The sequence below is a fragment of the [Flexibacter] sp. ATCC 35103 genome, from assembly GCF_001975985.1.
In the GTDB taxonomy this organism is placed as follows: Bacteria; Bacteroidota; Bacteroidia; order Flavobacteriales; family Flavobacteriaceae; genus Flavobacterium.
In genome coordinates this window covers 172,761-191,113 of sequence record NZ_MTQF01000008.1, presented here as the reverse complement: position 1 = coordinate 191,113, position 18,353 = coordinate 172,761, and the positions used below count along the sequence as shown (strand labels likewise).

Sequence of the window (18,353 nt, the reverse complement as noted above, 5' to 3'; positions counted from 1 at the left end):
TTTTATGTTTTAACTTAGCAGAGTTAATAATAAATATAAAATAATAAAAAGGAGAAGTTAAATCAATCGACAGAGAAAATAAATTGTAAATCCGTGCATCAAATCCGGATAATAAAAAAGAGATGCTTGAACAAGTTAAGCAACAAAAAATAAAATTAGAAATATATAAACAAGAATAAAAAAATGAAAAAGAGAATTCTATTAGTAGCAGTATTGCAGCTTTTTATGGTATTGGGTAGCTGTAGTTCAGATTCAGGAAGTGATCCAGAGCCAACTCCGGAATCACCGGTTGTTATTATAAAAACAGCAAAAATAACATCGTTTTCTAAAAACTCAGGTGAAACTGGAGAAACAGTAAGCATTTTTGGTGAAAATTTCTCTGATAAAGTAAGTAATATCAAAATAACTTTTGATGGTGTTGCGGCAACAATTCTTTCGGCTACAGCTACTGAAATTAAGTTTACATTACCTCAAACAGAGAAAATAGTACCAAAACTAGAGCTCACAATAGAGAATAAAGTGATAACTAATGAAGCTAAAAATGATTATAGTGGAAATATAGGAATTTTACCAAAACGTGTTGTAAATACTTGGTTTACTATCGAAAACACTAAAAAAATGGACGGTGAGGTAGGACGTATTCAAATTATAAATGATAAAATCATGTATTATGCTGCGAGTGAAAATAGTGGCGCTGGAATTTATAGAACGCTAGATGGAGGAATAACCTGGTCATTATGGTCAACTACTTATATTAATGCTGGTTTTTACGCTACTAAAAATGATGATGGATTGAGTTATATTCTTTATGGGTATCAATTGTCAGGTGGAGGAGTAGATAAAATCCCGGTTGGAGGAAAAGTAAACGGAACCCCGAATGCTTATGTTTGGAAGGAGATTAACTCAGGATATCCAGGAATCTATAGCATATATGTTGAAGATGACTTAAAAAAGGGAACTTTAGTTTCTCAAAGAGGAGATGTTTATACGACGACTAACGGAACTGATTTTTCACAAGTTTATGATGCACATTTAAACGATGATGGATATAGTTCAGGATCTATTTTCAGATCTGTCGAAATTGATAATAGTCATATTTGGGCAGCGGGACAAAAAACGGTAAGTGCAGTAAGATACCCTTTTATTTTATTTAAAAATAATGATGCAGATGGCTGGAAAGAACATTATTTAGCAAATGAACCAGATTCTTATGTTAATGAAATATCTTTTGCAGACAGTGCAAATGGTTTTCTTTTACTTAGAGCAGCATCTACTACCACATTTTATAAAACAATAAATGGAGGTGATACCTGGAGTAAAGTTTATACTGGAGAAAAATTTACAAAATTTGCTTTTAAAGATGCTAATACAGGTTGGGCTGTTTTAGAAAATAAAATATACAAAACATTAGATGGAGGTAGCTCGTGGATTCTTGATTATACACACGATCAGCCTATAAAAAATATCTCCTATAAAAACAATGTTATTTGGGCTATTTCATCTGATAAAATAATCAAACGCTATTTGTAATTTTTAGCAGAAAAATAAAAGATTAAAAAAACATTACAGCCTTAAAAAGCTGTAATGTTTTAAAATAAACTGAATGAAAAAAACTTTACTCTTATTACTTTTTATTGTTATTACCTCCTGTTATCAGGAAACCTCTATAGCCATAGAGGGTGATTTTACGACTTCGTACGCCAACGACGATGAATCGATCCCGGTTATTATTACTATAGACAATAAAATTACCGGTGCAGATAAATATGAATGGACATTTGAGGGAGGGAATCCTGCGACATCCTCCCAGAAAAATCCGGGTGAAATATTGTATAGCAAACAAGGTACTTATACTATTAAACTCATCGCTACAAATGCAGACGGAGAAAGCAATGAATTTAGTAAAACAGTAGTAATAAAAGAAGGGATTAAAATTGAGTTTACCCATGAAATCATAAAAAGTAACTTTTCTCCGGTTGAAGTAATTTTAAAGAATACTACCGTAGGCGAAGGGCTAACTTTTAAATGGGATTTTCAGGACGGAGCACCCGCAACATTTACAGGCAAAACACCGCCAAATGTGGTTTTTACAACTCCGGGCGATCACACGATAACACTGACCGTTTCTAATGGTTTCGAGTCAGAAAAGCAAACTCAGACGATAACTGTTGCACCATATTTAGTGAGCTTGTTTTCGTATGAACCAAAGTTTGAAGACGATGATTACGAAGCTCCCGTATCGATTAATTTTACCAATAAATCGACCAATGCAACAAATTATAAATGGAGCTTTGAAGGCGGAAATCCGGCAACTTCTACAGAAGAAAACCCTACTGTTGTTTTTGCAAACGCAGGAACTCATGAAGTTATTCTGGAAGCTTTGAATGATAAAACAAGCCAGATTTATAAAGCGACTATTACAGTATTGCCGGATACAAATTTGCGCACTTTTACTAATATTAAATTGGGGATAAACCAGGCCCACAACAATAATAATATTGGCGCAATGTTCTCGACAGTAACCAGACAGGTGTATAAGGCAAACGAAATTAACGATACCAATAGCAGTTTAGTAGATATTGTTTTTCAGGGCTTAAACAGCAACTTTACTTATAATAGGTTTATATCGCCAGATCAGGCAAACAATTATGGATTTTTAGCCTTAAAAAATGCGCAAAGTACCATTTTTATAAACTCTCAAAATTTATGCAATTGTGGTTTAAATTTTACCGAAGCACAGTTTGATGCAATGGTAAATGATAACCCTATAAAATCTTTGAATATAAGTTATAGCGCAACAGGAGCACAGGAATTTGGTTTTACCTATCCAAGAATCATTTTGTTTAAAACACAAGACGGAAGAAAAGGGGCCATCAAAATTAAGGATATGGTAAAGAACGGAGCAGGTTCTTATATTTTATGCGATATCAAAGTACAAAAACAATAACCGGTAAATGAAGACAAAGAATAAGAAGATCTTGTTTTGGTTGTGTATTGTTTTTGCCTGTTTTATTTGCAGGAAAGGATATGCGCAGGATGTAGATTTAGAGAATTTTTATAAACCCAATTTTAAAGTTACAGGTAATGTAAATGCGAACATGATGTACTATAAATCGAGTATGCCAAATGCACGTGAGCCTTTTACGTATTTACTTTCAGGGAATTTGAATATCAGTGCTTTTAATTTTAGCGTTCCGTTATTTTACAGCATTACCAATCAGGGAGAAAATTTAGGTTATACAGCCCCGTTTGATTTTAACAGATTAAGTATTATGCCCAAATACAAGTGGGTAAAAGCATATATAGGCAATGTAAGTATGACATTTTCACCTTATACATTAAGTGGTTTTCCGTTTAAGGGAGTTGGTTTGGAGCTTACACCACGAAGTCCGTTTAAAATAACTTTAATGGGCGGGCAATTGCTTAAAGCAGTTTCAGAAGAAAAAGCTATGGGCGGAATCCCAGTGTATCAACGTATGGGGTATGGAGCAAAAATAGGTTTTGAGCAACAGCAGTATAAAATAGGCTGGATAGGTTTTTATGCCAAAGACGATGTGAATTCGCTCAACATGACCAATGATAAAGGGGTAACACCAAAAGAGAACTTTGTAAACAGTTTACTCTTTAGTACCTCATTCGTTAAAAATTTGAATCTTAATGTAGAGTACGCTTTATCTGTTTTAACAGATGATGTTAGAAGTAGCAATCTTTCAGGCGGAAATTTCAGGGATAAATTATTTTCCAGCAAAGAAAGTACCAGTTTTATGAATGCCTTAAACGTTAATTTTGATTACAACATTCAAAAGAGTATCGTAGGATTAACCTATGAACGCATCGATCCTAATTATAACACATTAGGGGCCTTATATTTTAATAACGATTTAGAAAATATAGCCCTGCGATTTGCGAGACCTTTTTATCAGGATAGAATTACCGTATCGACCAGTTTAGGATATCAAAGGGATGATTTGGCAAAAGCAAAAAAACAAGATACAAAGCGTGTTGTGGGTTCTATTAACATGAATTACAGAGTAACAGATCAGCTTAATTTTACGGGTAGTTATTCTAATTTCTCTACCTACACCAATAAAAAATTAGATCAGTTTGAGCTTATAAACAATCCAAATGTGGTGCAGTCTGATACATTAGATTACAGGCAATTGTCTCAAAATGCCAATATGAATATGTCGTATGTTTTTGGACAAAAGAGAAATCAAAATCTAAATTTTAATTACAGCATCGCGGGTCAGGCCAATGAGCAGGGCGGAGTAATACGAAGAGGTCAGGCAAGTACTGTTCAGAATTATAATTTGGCACATACCGTTAATTTTATGGCAACGAAAGTTTCCTTAAACAGCTCCCTTAATTATACCAGTAATGAGGTGGCAAAAAACAGTAATTCGTCGGTTGGGGCGTCAGTTGGAGCCTCTAAGAAATTATTTAAAGACAAGCTAAATACTAATTTAGGATTTCTTTATAATAATTCCCAAGCCACTGCAAATTCAAGTTCAGTGTTTGGAGTTAAATTCAACAATAGTTATGTATTGATGGAACAGCATAATTTTAATATGAGTATAATTTCGATGTTTAGAAATAGTACTAACGCAAAGCAATTTAATGATTTAACCGCGACATTAAATTACTCGTATTCATTAGATAAAATAAAATTACCTGCCAAAAGAGATCATAAAGACGAACCAAAAATTGTTTCAGATCCTGTTTTAAAAATAAAACACAAAGACAAGACGTACGAAGGAACGAGAAATGAAATCATAAAGCAGCTGCAGGACCTTCAGCTTGCCTTGCGACCAATGCCAAAGGAAGATGCAGATGAATTACAGCATTTATTAACCCTTACTACTTTGACTCCGGATGATGAAAGTTTTAAGGAGAAAGCCTTAAACTATTTAAATGCATATGATTTAAATAACGACATCTTAGACCGCTATAATAAATACATCCTTGAAACTGTAAAAAGTTTACAAGAAGAAATGACCCGTAAAGACGAAGGGTTCGAAAATGATTATGTGATGGCTTTAGGGCGTGTAAACAAACATAAAATGCATGGCGTAAAAGAAGAAGATGCAACCAATAAAACAAGTTATAATTCTTATTTAAAACTCGTTGAGCGAAAAGATAAAAAATTACAGCCTTTATTAGTACATCGATGGATGATTAAGGAGATTTCGACACTTGCCAATACGCCTGCAGATGAAATTCATAAAAATGAAAACCTTTCCAATTTTAATAAAGAAGAGCTCAGCCATTTCTTTAAAATGATGAAAGAGAAAAAAACAGATGCAGCAGTAATAGAAGAATTAAAAATCAAACTAATTCCGTTTTATCATGATTTAGCCATTAAAAATGTTAAAGATGACGAAGTTGAATTTAAATATTTAAAGAATAATTAGAAATCAGAAAGAAACACTTTAATATAAAAATAAAGGCTTCAGAATCGTTTCAAAAAAAAGTTTGGCTAAAATATAAAAAAAGTTACTATGCTTTATTTTACAAAAAAACAGGATTATTTGCTTATGAAAAAGTTTTACAAAATACATTTATCGGTATTATTTATCATGCTTTCGGTTGTTTTTTCTTATGGGCAGGATATTCCTATTCCAAAAGAAATAAGTATTGCCACAGCTTCTATAGATAAAATAGATGTTTCTGATCTTTGGATAGATAAATTATCGAATCAGGATTTGGTAGAACTGCCAGTAGGAATCCGTAAAACGATAAGTAATGTTCAATATTCTATCGGGATTACAAAAGCTGTTTTTTCACCGGAATATACCACTCTGACCGTTTTTTGTAGAGTCGATATTCCGCAAAAAGATAAAAACGGACAACCAATGCAACTATTCTTTGGTGCTGATAATGTCAAATTATCGCATCAGGGAGGGATTGTAGGAGAAGCAAAATTAGTATTATTAGGCAATGTAGATATTCCGTTTAGTGATAATAAATGGCAGGTATCGCTATATGGCGGTTTTGATATGGCTACAGGAAATGTCAATGATTTAACCTATGTAACTATTGACTGTGACGGTTTTAAGGAAATGAAAATTTCAGGAGCAGTAGAATTTTCTAGAAATTTGATATTACCAATTGATCCGTCAACTAAAACTGTTGATGAAAAAAAATTAACAGTTCCTAAAACTTATTATAACGGAAAAACAGTTCAGATCCCGAATAGAGTAAGAGGTGATTTTAGTTTTACGGCAAGCAGCTGGAATGATATGCTGGTAAATGTAAGCCTTCAGCCCTTTACGTTAAAAGACAAACGAAACGGAAAAGATTTTGATGGTAATTTTCAGTTTTTGGTCAGTAATGCCGTATTAGATTTAAGTGATGTGAAAAATGATCCAGCGGTAGTTTTTCCGGAATATTATACCAAAAATGCCCTTTTGGTACCAAGTCAGGAATCCTGGAAAGGGGTATTTATTCAGACTTTTGATGTTGGTTTGCCAAAAGAATTTCAAACTACTGATACCGCTTCAAATAAAGAAAGAATTCATGTAGGAGCCCAAAATCTTATCGTAGATAAATTTGGGGTTTCCGGAACTTTCTATGCAGATAATGTTTTCCCTCTGGATCGTGGTATAACAAGTCAGGAAAAATCCTGGGCATACTCCTTAGATCACATCGATGTAACGATTGCCGCCAATACATTTGTGAAGGCAAATTTAAGCGGAGAAATTCTTTTGCCAATTAGTAAGGCGAAGCCAGAGAAAAAAGAAACTGCTGTTACAACTCCGCCAACTCCGGCTCCGGTGACACCAGTTACGGCAGCAACAACGGTAACACCGGCAAAACCAGCTCAGACAAATAGAACGGGGTTGACTTATAATGGATTTATATCCATGGAGGAGCAGCAATTGGTCGTTGTTACAAAAGATTCTATTTCTTTTGATATCTGGAAAGCGAAAGCGTTACTGCTGCCTAACAGTTCTATTGAATTAAAATTAGTAAACGGGAAGTTTTTACCCAAAGCAAATTTAAACGGAGAAATTTCTTTTGGTACCAACAAAGGAGCATCTGATGAAAAAGATGTAGAAGGGAAAAAGACAGTTGATTTTAAAGGAATTTCTTTTGAAAACCTGCAATTACAAACCGTTTCGCCTATTATTTCTGTTCGAAATATGGGATATAAAGGTACCGTTGCCTTTGGTAATTTCCCGGTTTCGATTGGTAATATAAATGTAGCCATTAACGGGGATAATTCCAGAATTGATTTTGATCTGGGCATTAACCTGATGGAAAGCGTTGGTGCAGGAGCCACAGCCCGTATTGGGATAAAGGGTAAAATGTATGATGACGGTTACAGGCAGCGAAGCAAATATGATGGTCTGGATTTATCGGCCATAAGCATTAACTGTAAATTTAGCGGATTAACGATTAACGGAAGTCTTATCCTGATGGAAAAAGACCCCGTATACGGAAACGGATTTAATGCAGATCTTGAAGTTGATGTTGCCGGTGTAGTAAATGTAAAAGCCAAAGCTATTTTTGGTCGTACGACTTTTAGATATTGGTATTTTGATGCCGCTGTAAAATGGCCTCCGGTTCCTGCACCGTTTATGATTACCGGTTTTGGAGGAGGAGCATATTATAAAATGCATCGAAATCCGGATGTAGCCATTGGGGATTTCTCTCCGTCAGGGCTGAGTTATACACCTGATGATAAAATAAGTCTGGGAATTAAAGCCTTAATTTATTTTAATATTGGTTCAGAAAGTGTTTGTGATGGTGAAGCAGGATTCGAAATTGCTTTTAACTCAAAAGGAGGTGTAAACAGATTAGCGATTTTTGGAAAAGCTAATGTTATGGCCACAATTCCGGGACTTAAAAATGTTACGGATTTAATGGGTAAAGTAGCTTCTAATGTTACCTCAAAGAAAAGTTTTATGGGCGTAACCGATAGTGATCTTAAAGGTTCTTTTGCCAGTAAATATATACCGGAAGCAAAACTAGCAATTCCGGGAGATTTATCAGCTGCGGTAGGTATAAAAATGGCCGCTGCAGTAGAATTTGATTTTCAGAATAATTCAATGCATGCTACAACAGATGTATACATAAATACCCCTGGAAATTTCCTTTCAGGTATTGGAGAAGGAGGAAGAGCCGTTTGGGGAGTTTTTCATAAAGACCCAAAAGATTGGTACATGTACATGGGAACACCGGATGACAGATGCGGTATAAAAATAGGCGTTGCCGGAATGTACCTGAAAACAACCAGTTATTTTATGGCAGGAACATTATTACCGGGAAGTCCGCCGCCACCGGCAGTTGTGGCGCAGATTCTGGGTGTTGATGCCAAAGAACTGGATTATATGCGTGATGAAAATGCATTGAAAAACGGAGGAGGAGTTGCCTTTGGGGCAAGTCTGGATTTTGATACCGGAGATTTAAGTTTCTTGCTTTTTTACGCTCGTTTCCAGGCCGGAATGGGATTCGATATTATGCTTAAGGATTATCAGGAAGCAAGATGTTCTAACACAGGAGATCGTGTAGGTATAAATGGCTGGTATGCAAACGGACAATCGTATGCGTATTTACAGGGAGAATTGGGAATCAGGATTAAATTATCATTCTTAAAATTAAAAGTCCCAATTATTTCCGGAGGAGCAGCTGTTTTATTACAGGCAAAATTACCAAACCCGGTTTGGATGCGTGGTTATGTAGCCGGAAATATGAACGTCCTTGGAGGATTAATTAAAGGAAAATTCCGTTTTAAATTTGAACTTGGAGAAGAATGTCAATTTGAAAACGCATCTCCATTAGGCGGACTTAAATTAATAACGGATGTAACACCAAAACAAAGCTCAACAGATATAGATGTTTTTGCTGTGCCACAAGCCGCTTTTTCAATGAAAGTAAATGAAGCTTTTGTAATTCCTGAAGATGTGGGAGACGTTACCTATAAAGTGATATTAGAGAAATTTAAGGTTTTTGACGGAACAAAAGAAATTCCCGGAGTTTTAGAATGGAGTTCTATGAAAGACAGGGCTAATTTTGTTTCAACAGATATTTTACCTCCAAATAAAGAACTAAAAGTTCAGGTTGAGGTTAGTTTCCAGAAAATGGTAAATGGTTCTTTCCAGCCCATAAAAGTAGATGGAAAAGTAGCCACAGAATTTGAAGAAAGATTATTTACAACAGGAGGAGCTCCTAACCATATTCCGCTTACTAATATTAAATATTCGTATCCGGTTGTCGATCAAAAATATTTCCTTGAAGAAGAATATCCTAAAGGCTATATTCAGCTTAAACGCGGTCAGGATTATTTGTTTGAAGATTCAAATTGGGAAACAAATATAAAAGTAGATCAGGACGGAACTTCTACTGCTAAAGCAACAGCTTTTAATTATGATACAAGTACAAATGAAGTGTATTATGATTTGCCTAATATTGATCAGGACAAAAAATATAATTTTTCTATTGTGAGCAGTATTAAACAAACTCCGTCAAGAAATACCACAGCCGCTACAAAAACAAATACAATTAGCGATGATGGTAACGATATACAAATAAAAGAAAACCAAGCCGATGCTTTATCTAAGGCAGAAGGCAGTATTGAGCGTTTGACTTACTCATTTAATACCAGTAAATACAAGACATTTAGTGCTAAAATGAATTCGATAAGTACCCAAAATTATAATTTTTGGCCATTGTTTTCAGATGTAATTTACTTAACAAATACTATTTCAAGTCAGGAAGCATTTGATCTTGCTGATCTGCAGGGAGTAAATTACAGTGACAATAAACCAATAATCATTGCACAGTCTAAGCTTAATGATGAGTATTATGGAACAGATATTTACCCGTATTTATATAAAGATTATCCTGTAAATGGTAATTATGCTATAAGTAACAGAGATACGAGTGAACTGGGAGTAATTCCTGCAAAAGCAATACCTGTTAATGCCTATTATATGACGAGTATCGAAAATAATATAAACCAATCCTGGACAAAAGGTAATTTTCCGTATAAATACAATTTGCCTTTAATTTATAAACAAGACTGGGTAGATTTAGACAATCAGATTGTCAATGGTTATGTTAATGGTGATACGAGTATTGAGACAATTGCAAAACGTTTTAAGAATTCTACTTTTCAGTTTATGCGTTACGGAAACTATGAAATTGTCATGAAATACAATTTACCGGGAGATAAACAGGCAAATGAGTTTACCTATAAGTATAGAAATAATAACAATTTTAGATAATACGTTTAAAGTAGATTTTAGACAGATATCAAGAAAACAACAAAGAGGCGACCTGATAAAGGTCGCCTCTTTATTTTTAGCTCTCTTTGAAGTTTATTTTTGGTGACAAAATATTACAAAGTTTGAATTCTTATTACTAAACTTTAATTACCATTATGAAAATTACACTTAAAATCCTTATTCTTTTTTTTGAATAAAGACTTTAAGTATAATTATGAAGTTCTAGAAAAAGAAATAACCAACAGACAATTGAAATACGCTGTTTTTATTTTTACCGGAATAGTTATCTACATCATTAATATCCGTTAATCCCAGATTATATCTTACGCCAAAATTAAGTCCGTTGTCAAGTTTATAGCCCAAGCCAAAATTAACACCAAAATCAAAAGTATTAAACGAATCTTTTACATTGGTCTTTTCATTTTTGGCAGCAAGTAAAAAACCTATTTGCGGTCCGGCTTCAACACTCAGTCCTTTTGTTAGATAATATTTTCCCATTAAAGGAATATTCAGATAACTTAGTGCAACGGTATTATCATTGAAACTATATCCCTGACCGGAATACATTAATTCTGGCTGAAAAGAAAATTTATCTGAAATGGGAATTTCTGATACAACTCCAAAATTAAATGATGTTACCGCATCAATACCTTTAGTATTATCTCCACTTATAGTGGCAAGGTTTAAACCTCCTTTAACGCCAAATTTAATTTTTTGGGCATTAACATTTGTAAAACCTAAAACTGTAACAACAGCTAGCAGCAAAACTTTTTTCATAAAATGTGATTTGAATTATTTGAATGCAAAATTCATTTAAGAAAAACTACAAAAGGTTTCAAAAGCTTAAAAATGGATAAATTGGTACTTATTTGCTGGTATTTTTATATTCATTTGGTGTCTGGCCCGTAACTTTTTTAAAAGCTTTATAGAAAGTCGTTTTCGAAGTAAACCCGGATTCTAATCCCATCGTCAGCAAATTATAATTTTCATATTCAGAATTTGTGATCATTTCCTTCACAGCTTCAACCCTGTATTGGTTGATGTAATGGGCAAAGTTGTCTCCTGTTATGGTGTTTATAATTTGCGAAACATATCCTGGACTTATACCTAATTTTTCAGCCACTTTTTCTCTGTTTAATGTACTGTCAGTATAAATGTGCTGCTCTTGGCAAAGAAGTTCCAGTTTTCGAAAATAAAGATTATCTGCCGTAATAGCTTCCTTATATTCTTCAGGCGTACTATTTTCTACAATTTGGAGATTGACATACGAAACAGCTGCATCATTATTTAAAAAATGGTAAACAGCCTCTTTATTTTTAGCCAGTTTATATTTGTAAATGCCTATATAAGCTGTCCAGTGAATTATAAATGTTACTGATAAAGCCAAAACACTCATGGTAGAAGAAATGTCATATGCAAGAAATAAGCCGGCCAGACTCGTAATAAGCCACGCAAATAATAACGAAGAAACAATGGTTAATAAGCTAATGATCCATTTTTTTTCCTGTGAATCTTTTAAATGTCTTATCATAAAATAAGAGTAAAACACAAGGAATGGAATGAATGTAACGGCTAAAATAAGTTGAATCAAACCAAGTATGTTGATGAATTCGACGCCTGACTCAGGAATTTTATAAATACCTGCAACAAGATCAAGATCGTATGTAATATTAAGAACAGCGGAATAGGCAAATGGTAGAAAACACAAATAAAACTTTTGTTTGCTTTTTACGGTATCATCAATCCGGTTTATAATAAACAGGAATATAAAAGCAGGAATTAGAAATACCCACTCAACGTCATCAATAAAACGTAGAAAAGTATAGGAAGTTAAGGCATCCTGAATATCAAAAACATGATTCAGTAAAATAATCGAAAGTGTAAATAGCAAGTATGCCAGATATTTATTTGAATCACTATTGAATATAGACGACTTTAAAATAATTAAGCCTAAGACTATTCCCTGAAAAATCGCAATATTTAAAAGTGTTGTATAAATCAATTTTATAAAGTTGTTTTTAAGATTTGTTTTGGGGTATTATAATAATGATTCTTTTTTTAAAACATAGTTTATTTCATACGAATTGACAGAACGAAATTATAGTAATGCTAATGACTTTCTTAAGGGATTAAGAAATGATTAACTAAAATTTTGTGAATCTAAATAAACGCAAAAAGCTCCACATTTCTCTGAAGCTTTTGTTTAATAAGTGGTATAAAAGGATATTTCGTTTTTAATAAATTATATTGTTTAACGTCAAAATTTAGCTACTACTTTCTACTTAAAAAGGACATATAACAGGTGAAAAACAAACTAAAAATTTCTGTTTTGTAAGTTTAACATTAAATTAATTTTTTGTGGTATTTTCTAATTTGTTCTTTTTTAATGCTTTACAATATTTTTTTTCAGGTCTAAAAATAAAATGACTAAAACTACATAAAAATGAGGAAAACCGTACAATTTTTATGTTTTAGAAGTTTAGATTTGCGCACGAATAAAATTGTATAGATAGAAAATTTCTTATGAAAAAGAATTTGTCTCTCTTTTGGTTCATCACAAATTTAAAAAATACAGATAAATGAATCTTATCACCATTATTTTAAATAGGATAGCCATTGATCGTTAATGAGATAATGGTGATTTCTATAATAGAGTTCTTTTATTTGCTGTTTTTATTTTTTATGAAAAATAGTACAAAATATATTATTTAATCTTATTTATAGTTGTATATTCGTACAAATAGTAATCCAGGTTATCCTTGACTTTTTTATAGTAAGGAATTTAATAAAAGTACTTTAAGTACAAAATGAGACAATATAAAATTATATAGAATATCTCTTTTTTTTGTTGATACTAGTCAGGCAAACACAAAGAGGATTCTAAAAACCAGTTTTTAATATTTTACAATCTAATTATTTTTATTATGGCATTTAAAGCAATTTTAGAATTCGAAGGACAGGAGTACCAAGTATTATTTTCAAAAGTTGAAATGATGAGACACACTGATGGTAAAGGAGCAGTTTCATCTGAAATTAAAGGAGGTAGATTAAACCTAAAAGTAAAATCTACAGACAATACTACAGTTATTGAGCAGGCAGTAAACAGCCAGCACAAACCGGTAAGCGGAAAAATAAAGTTTTTCAAGGCTGATTCTGAGCAAGTAATGAAAGAACTTTCTTTTGAGAATGCTTTTATTGTTTTCTTCAGCGAGCAATTAGACGCTTTGGCAGAAACTCCAATGGTAACTGAGATTACTTTCTCAGCAGAGAAAATTACATTGGGTAATGCAACGCTAGATAACAATTGGGCAAGAGTTTAACTTTTTCCTGTTTACAACCAAGAAGTGGTACGGTACCGCTTCTTGGTTTTTTTATTATAGAATTTATTGAATCAAACATTGATTAGTATCACTTCTATTTTCAAAACATGACATTTTTAGCTTAAAATCGAATTCGGTATAAGAACTTTAGAAATAAGAGCTTTAGACTATAATCTATTTAAGTTAAAATTTAAAAAATAAACTTATAACGAAACATATTATGGTCACTCCTAAAATAATATTTGGTATTGATAGAAAAGAAATCTCACATTTCACCACTATCGAGCTAAACCAAACCATTAATAACCATCATCATTTTAAAATTAGTGTTCCTCATTCTGTGATCGAACAACCAAGAGCATACACGATGCAGAGCGCTCAAAAATGGTTGGGAGGAGTTTTGCACATTGCCTTTGCAAACAATAATAATTTTTTGGGTATAGTAACCAATATTCAATATGCCCAGGAATTGGGACATGTAGGAAGTCAAATTATTATTTCGGGTTATTCTAAAACCATACTTCTTGAATCGGGACTCAAACTTAATTCATGGGAAAATACCAATTTGCAGGATATCATTGAGGGAGTGATAAAAACAGCAGCAGGCGAACAACTACAAAATAACATTAAACCAGAGTTTAGTCACACTTTAGAATATCAAACGCAATACGTAGAAACGGATTTTCAGTTTATACAGCGTTTAGCCAAACAATACAACGAATGGTTGTATTATGATGGAGAAAAACTTTTTTTTGGGAAACCAATTACCACTACAGAATATACAAAACTAATTTATAACAAAGATCTTTATAACCTGAATATTTCTGTTCAGGCAGTTCCCACTCATTTTGAAGCATTTAGTTATAACGAAGACGTAGGTAAACTGTATCAAGCCAAGACCAGAGACGAAATAGAAGGATTTCCAAGATTGGGTACTGATGCTATAGCTGCTTCGCAAAAATTATATGCCACATCATCATTAGAATATGGCCGAATTGCCACTGGTGACGATATGTATTTACAAACCATATTGCAAAACCGTCAGCAAAGTGCCGCGGCAGAATCTAATTTTATAACCGCAACCAGTCGAAACAGAAGTTTACGAATAGGTATGAGCATTAGCATAGATGCCATGCAGGTAAAAGATAAACTAGCGGCATATACCAGCGGACAAGACATTAATAAAATCAATTATGAAACTAACGAAGTAGGAATCTATATCATTACCGAAATAACCCATAAAGCCAGCGACGTAGGCGAGTACGAGAACAGTTTTAAAGCACTGCCGGCTAAAATACGCAAGTTGCCAGAACCCAATATCGCTTTTCCTGTAGCGCAAATGCAACAAGCCGAAGTAGTAGATAACGAAGACCCAAGAGGACAAGGCAGAATACGTGTAAAAATGCTATGGCAAGCCACCAATCAACAACGTACACCATGGTTGCGCGTCATGACACCAGATGCAGGAACTAGTGGTGAGGTGAGCACCAACCGCGGGATGGTTTTTATCCCCGAAGTAGGCGATCAGGTTATGCTGGGCTTTCGCTATAACGACCCCAACAGACCATTTGTAATTGGTAGTTTATTTAACGGTAGAACAGGTACTGGCGGTAACTTACAAAACAACATCAAGAGTATTTATACCCGTACAGGAAGCACCATAACATTTGACGAAGGCGATTCGAGTATTTTAGTCAAAGACCCTTCCGGCAATACTTGGTTTATGGACGGAAAAGGAAATATTAATGTTACCGCAGCAAAAAACATCACGTTTAATGCAGGAGAAGATTTTATTGTTAACGCAGGTAAAAATATAAAAATTGGAGCGGGAGAAAATATGGATTATGATGCCGGAAACAATATTTCTCAAATAGCAGGTAATGATTTAACCCAAATAGCAACTGGAGATATTAATGAAAGTGGAAACAATAAGACAGAAACGTTAACAGATAATTATACCAGACGTTCTGTCGAATCAAAACAATTTGCGGAGAAAGTTGATATTATAAGTAGTTCAGAAAATATGCTTTTAGAAAGTTCTCAAAATTTAGTAGAAATAAACAGCGCAGAAAAATCTAACATGTTCTAAAATTTGAAACGAATTATGGCAATCAATAAAACAGCAAAAAACCTTACAGTAAAAATTAAAAATGAGTATATCAGCTTTTCTAAAACATTATATGAAATAAGTGAAAAAGTTGAAATAGTGGCTACAAAAGAAAACCTGACTTTGTATTCAGCAAAAAAAATACAAATAACAGGTAATAAATCATAACACTATGTCGAACATAATATTTGGAGAACCACGTTTTGTGCCTCCTAAAGAAGATGACAAAGAACCTAATGATGTTTATATGGGTGTTTTTTTTGACGGAACATCAAACAATAGGGAAAATATTGAAGGCAGGAGAAAGAATCCTAAGCTAAAAAATAGTTATGCATCAAATAATGACGGCTCAAATACCAGCTATGGTAATGATCATACGAATGTAGATAAGCTTGAGAAATCTTATCTCAGAGATAATGCATCTCATTATTATTCTGTATATGTTGAAGGTATTGGAACTAAAAATCCCGATAAAAATGAGGATGGATCAAAAGATTATTACGGCGATTTTACTTTTGGTCAGGCAAAAGGTACAGGAGAAACAGGACTTTTTGAAAAAGTAGAAAAAGGATGCTATGATGTTGCCCAAAAACTAATTGACAAGAGCGAAATAAATATTTGTACCTTATATCTTGATGTTTTTGGTTTTAGCCGTGGTGCAGCAGCTGCCCGCATTTTTGTAAATGAAATTAATAAAAGGAAAAGTTCAAGGGATAAAAAAAGTACTGATTTTGGCTATCTAGGTAAAGCTTTCAAAGTATTAGGGTATAAAACAAACCCTATTCGAGTAAAAGTGCGACTTTTAGGTATTTATGATACTGTATCATCATATGGAGGTAATGTTTTTGACGATATAAATGTTGATAAAGTGCCTTTAAAAATACCAAACGTGGGTTTTACAGTGCATTTAACTGCCGAAGATGAACATAGAATTAATTTTCCGCTTACCAATATTGCCAGTGCCGGAGCCAATAGTATAGAGTTAACCCTGCCTGGATGTCACTCAGACATTGGAGGAGGATATAAAAATGGAGAAGAAGAAGTTGTAATACTTACCGAAACCGGATCTAAAATCGAAGAAGAAAAAAAATATGTAATCGAACAAGGATGGTTTAACTCTCTTGAATTAAAAGAGTTACCCAGTTTGACTCCTTATTATTTAAGAGGAACTCGTGAAAGCCTTAGTAACAAATATAGCTTAGTAATTTTGCATCTAATGGCAGAATTTGGGAAACGCAAATATAAAATACCGTGGAAATATGAGACTGAATTAAATTTATATCATGCAATACCTTCTGAAGATAAAATATTGACTAGCATTAAAAAGCGAATTGATGGATATGCTTTTGAAGGTAAACCTAAATTAAAGTTTTATACCAACAAGCAAATTGAAGCAAAAAGAAAAAAGGTCTGGTACAGCCAAAAAGAGGCAGATGATTTTAATACTATGGTAGGAGATCATAATGTGTTAATAAAATTAAGAAATAAATATTTGCATTGCTCTGCCAATATGGATGGTATAGGTATGGAACCTAGGCAAGATACGCAAAGCAATATTATCTGGGAACGAAAAATAATAGCAGGATAACTATGAAAAAAACAATTCAATTCGTCTTATTATTTCTGTTTTTAAATTTAACTTCTTGTCAAAATGCTATGAAACAAAAAAAATATTCATGGACTGCTTCCATCTGCACTCCAAAAAATTATCCGGCAGAAATTTTTTCTGGTCATTTAATAGTTGGTAATAATCCAGAAAGTGACTATGTATATATGCCTTTCGATGATGTTATCAATAGTTATCATCTTGGTGATAATGATGGGTCATCCTCAGGAGAAGCTACAGGAGTATCCCCAAAAACATTAGACATTACCTGGATGTCTTTTACGGAGAACAAAAGCTATTCGGGAATTTTTAAACTTGATTCAGAAAAAATAGAATCCTTAATGATCAATGGTAGTGACAGGCCTTATTGGGATTTAGAAACCAAAACTGTGGGTATCTTTAAAGATCAACATTTTGTTATTAATGCAGGTTTATTTCCGGGAGGAATGGTTGTCTTATACGTTTTTAGTCCTTCAAACATGACTATTGTAGGTCGTTATCAGGCACATGAAGACGAAAAAGTTGACTGGGGTATCGCACATGAAATAATGAAAGACAGAAAAGGAATTGATAAAGTAGTTGGGGTTATGACTAAAGATTTACCCCAAGAAATAAAAGATCAAATTAAAAATGGAACAATACCATTTGGGTACTGGGAAAAACTTTTCAAGAAATATCATTTAAATCCTGTGGTCAAAGCGGAGGACAAAGTAGAAACGATAAAACTTAATTATATCAATGGCGAATTTGAATCTATTTTTTTGAGTTTAAACAAGAATGTTATGCCTATACAGCAACGTGCTGTACCAAGAAAGTTAAATGTCGTTTGGCACGATATAAATGACAGGCGCATGGAAAGTGATGTGTATTTTGATGAAAAAAAGGCAATGGCAATTTTTGAAAAAACCAAACCTAACGAAGTAATACAATTTATCATTGAAATTGATCGAAATACAAAACCAAGAGAAACAAAGGGAATTACGATAAAACTAAAAACAGCAACTTCAGAAATCGATATGACAGAAGCTATTATTTCGCAAGAGACATTTACAAAGACGTTACCATATTAATTATAATATTTTGACAAGAGA

General features: G+C 33.4%; 11 protein-coding genes. 9 read left to right on the top strand and 2 right to left on the bottom strand.

Annotated features, from left to right (window positions below; all coding sequences use genetic code 11):
• The first annotated feature begins 183 nt into the window (after positions 1-183).
• The 4 genes from BXU01_RS18095 to BXU01_RS18080 all read left to right on the top strand — a co-directional run bounded on the left by BXU01_RS18095 (position 184) and on the right by BXU01_RS18080 (position 10,229).
• Positions 184-1,530, top strand: a complete 1,347-nt coding sequence (locus tag BXU01_RS18095) for an IPT/TIG domain-containing protein (RefSeq protein ID WP_083694489.1) — start codon at positions 184-186, stop codon at positions 1,528-1,530.
• A gap of 73 nt (positions 1,531-1,603) precedes the next feature.
• Positions 1,604-2,947, top strand: a complete 1,344-nt coding sequence (locus tag BXU01_RS18090; RefSeq protein WP_083694486.1) for a PKD domain-containing protein — start codon at positions 1,604-1,606, stop codon at positions 2,945-2,947.
• A gap of 7 nt (positions 2,948-2,954) precedes the next feature.
• Entirely contained in the window at positions 2,955-5,411 is a 2,457-nt protein-coding gene (locus tag BXU01_RS18085) for a TonB-dependent receptor (RefSeq protein ID WP_206196627.1), read from the top strand.
• A gap of 123 nt (positions 5,412-5,534) precedes the next feature.
• A complete protein-coding gene (locus BXU01_RS18080; protein ID WP_083694500.1) occupies positions 5,535-10,229 on the top strand; it encodes a hypothetical protein in 4,695 nt (1,564 codons plus the stop codon).
• A gap of 222 nt (positions 10,230-10,451) precedes the next feature.
• Here BXU01_RS18080 and BXU01_RS18075 read toward each other — a convergent pair whose 3' ends face one another.
• The gene (locus BXU01_RS18075) at positions 10,452-11,006 is read right to left on the bottom strand and encodes a porin family protein (protein WP_083694484.1); all 555 of its coding nucleotides are present in this window, start codon (positions 11,004-11,006) and stop codon (positions 10,452-10,454) included.
• Positions 11,007-11,094: 88 nt separating this feature from the next.
• Positions 11,095-12,231 (bottom strand): AraC family transcriptional regulator, encoded by a 1,137-nt coding sequence (locus tag BXU01_RS18070; protein ID WP_083694482.1) that lies wholly within the window; start codon positions 12,229-12,231, stop codon positions 11,095-11,097.
• A gap of 922 nt (positions 12,232-13,153) precedes the next feature.
• Between BXU01_RS18070 and tssD the strand changes: the two genes are divergently transcribed.
• From tssD to BXU01_RS18050, 5 genes are all read left to right on the top strand, one after another.
• Complete coding sequence (gene tssD, locus BXU01_RS18065; protein ID WP_082472390.1) at positions 13,154-13,549, top strand: type VI secretion system tube protein TssD; 396 nt, start codon at positions 13,154-13,156, stop codon at positions 13,547-13,549.
• Positions 13,550-13,769: 220 nt separating this feature from the next.
• On the top strand, positions 13,770-15,638 hold the full coding sequence (locus BXU01_RS18060; RefSeq protein WP_083694480.1) for a type VI secretion system Vgr family protein: 1,869 nt from the start codon (positions 13,770-13,772) through the stop codon (positions 15,636-15,638).
• A gap of 15 nt (positions 15,639-15,653) precedes the next feature.
• Positions 15,654-15,824, top strand: a complete 171-nt coding sequence (locus BXU01_RS23695; protein ID WP_165689806.1) for a hypothetical protein — start codon at positions 15,654-15,656, stop codon at positions 15,822-15,824.
• Between the two features lie 4 nt (positions 15,825-15,828).
• The gene (locus BXU01_RS18055; protein WP_083694478.1) at positions 15,829-17,244 is read left to right on the top strand and encodes a DUF2235 domain-containing protein; all 1,416 of its coding nucleotides are present in this window, start codon (positions 15,829-15,831) and stop codon (positions 17,242-17,244) included.
• A gap of 68 nt (positions 17,245-17,312) precedes the next feature.
• Positions 17,313-18,332, top strand: coding sequence for a DUF2931 family protein (locus BXU01_RS18050; protein WP_255373799.1), 1,020 nt, complete (start codon positions 17,313-17,315; stop codon positions 18,330-18,332).
• Positions 18,333-18,353 lie beyond the last annotated feature (21 nt).

Excerpts from the sequence above, each read along its gene's own strand:
- BXU01_RS18075 (WP_083694484.1), bottom strand. The coding sequence starts at position 11,006 with ATGAAAAAAGTTTTGCTGCTAGCTGTTGTTACAGTTTTAGGTTTTACA.
- BXU01_RS18050 (WP_255373799.1), top strand. The coding sequence starts at position 17,313 with ATGAAACAAAAAAAATATTCATGGACTGCTTCCATCTGCACTCCAAAA.
- BXU01_RS18080 (WP_083694500.1), top strand. The coding sequence starts at position 5,535 with ATGAAAAAGTTTTACAAAATACATTTATCGGTATTATTTATCATGCTT.
- BXU01_RS18090 (WP_083694486.1), top strand. The coding sequence starts at position 1,604 with ATGAAAAAAACTTTACTCTTATTACTTTTTATTGTTATTACCTCCTGT.
- BXU01_RS23695 (WP_165689806.1), top strand. The coding sequence starts at position 15,654 with ATGGCAATCAATAAAACAGCAAAAAACCTTACAGTAAAAATTAAAAAT.
- tssD (WP_082472390.1), top strand. The coding sequence starts at position 13,154 with ATGGCATTTAAAGCAATTTTAGAATTCGAAGGACAGGAGTACCAAGTA.
- BXU01_RS18055 (WP_083694478.1), top strand. The coding sequence starts at position 15,829 with ATGTCGAACATAATATTTGGAGAACCACGTTTTGTGCCTCCTAAAGAA.
- BXU01_RS18085 (WP_206196627.1), top strand. The coding sequence starts at position 2,955 with ATGAAGACAAAGAATAAGAAGATCTTGTTTTGGTTGTGTATTGTTTTT.
- BXU01_RS18060 (WP_083694480.1), top strand. The coding sequence starts at position 13,770 with ATGGTCACTCCTAAAATAATATTTGGTATTGATAGAAAAGAAATCTCA.
- BXU01_RS18095 (WP_083694489.1), top strand. The coding sequence starts at position 184 with ATGAAAAAGAGAATTCTATTAGTAGCAGTATTGCAGCTTTTTATGGTA.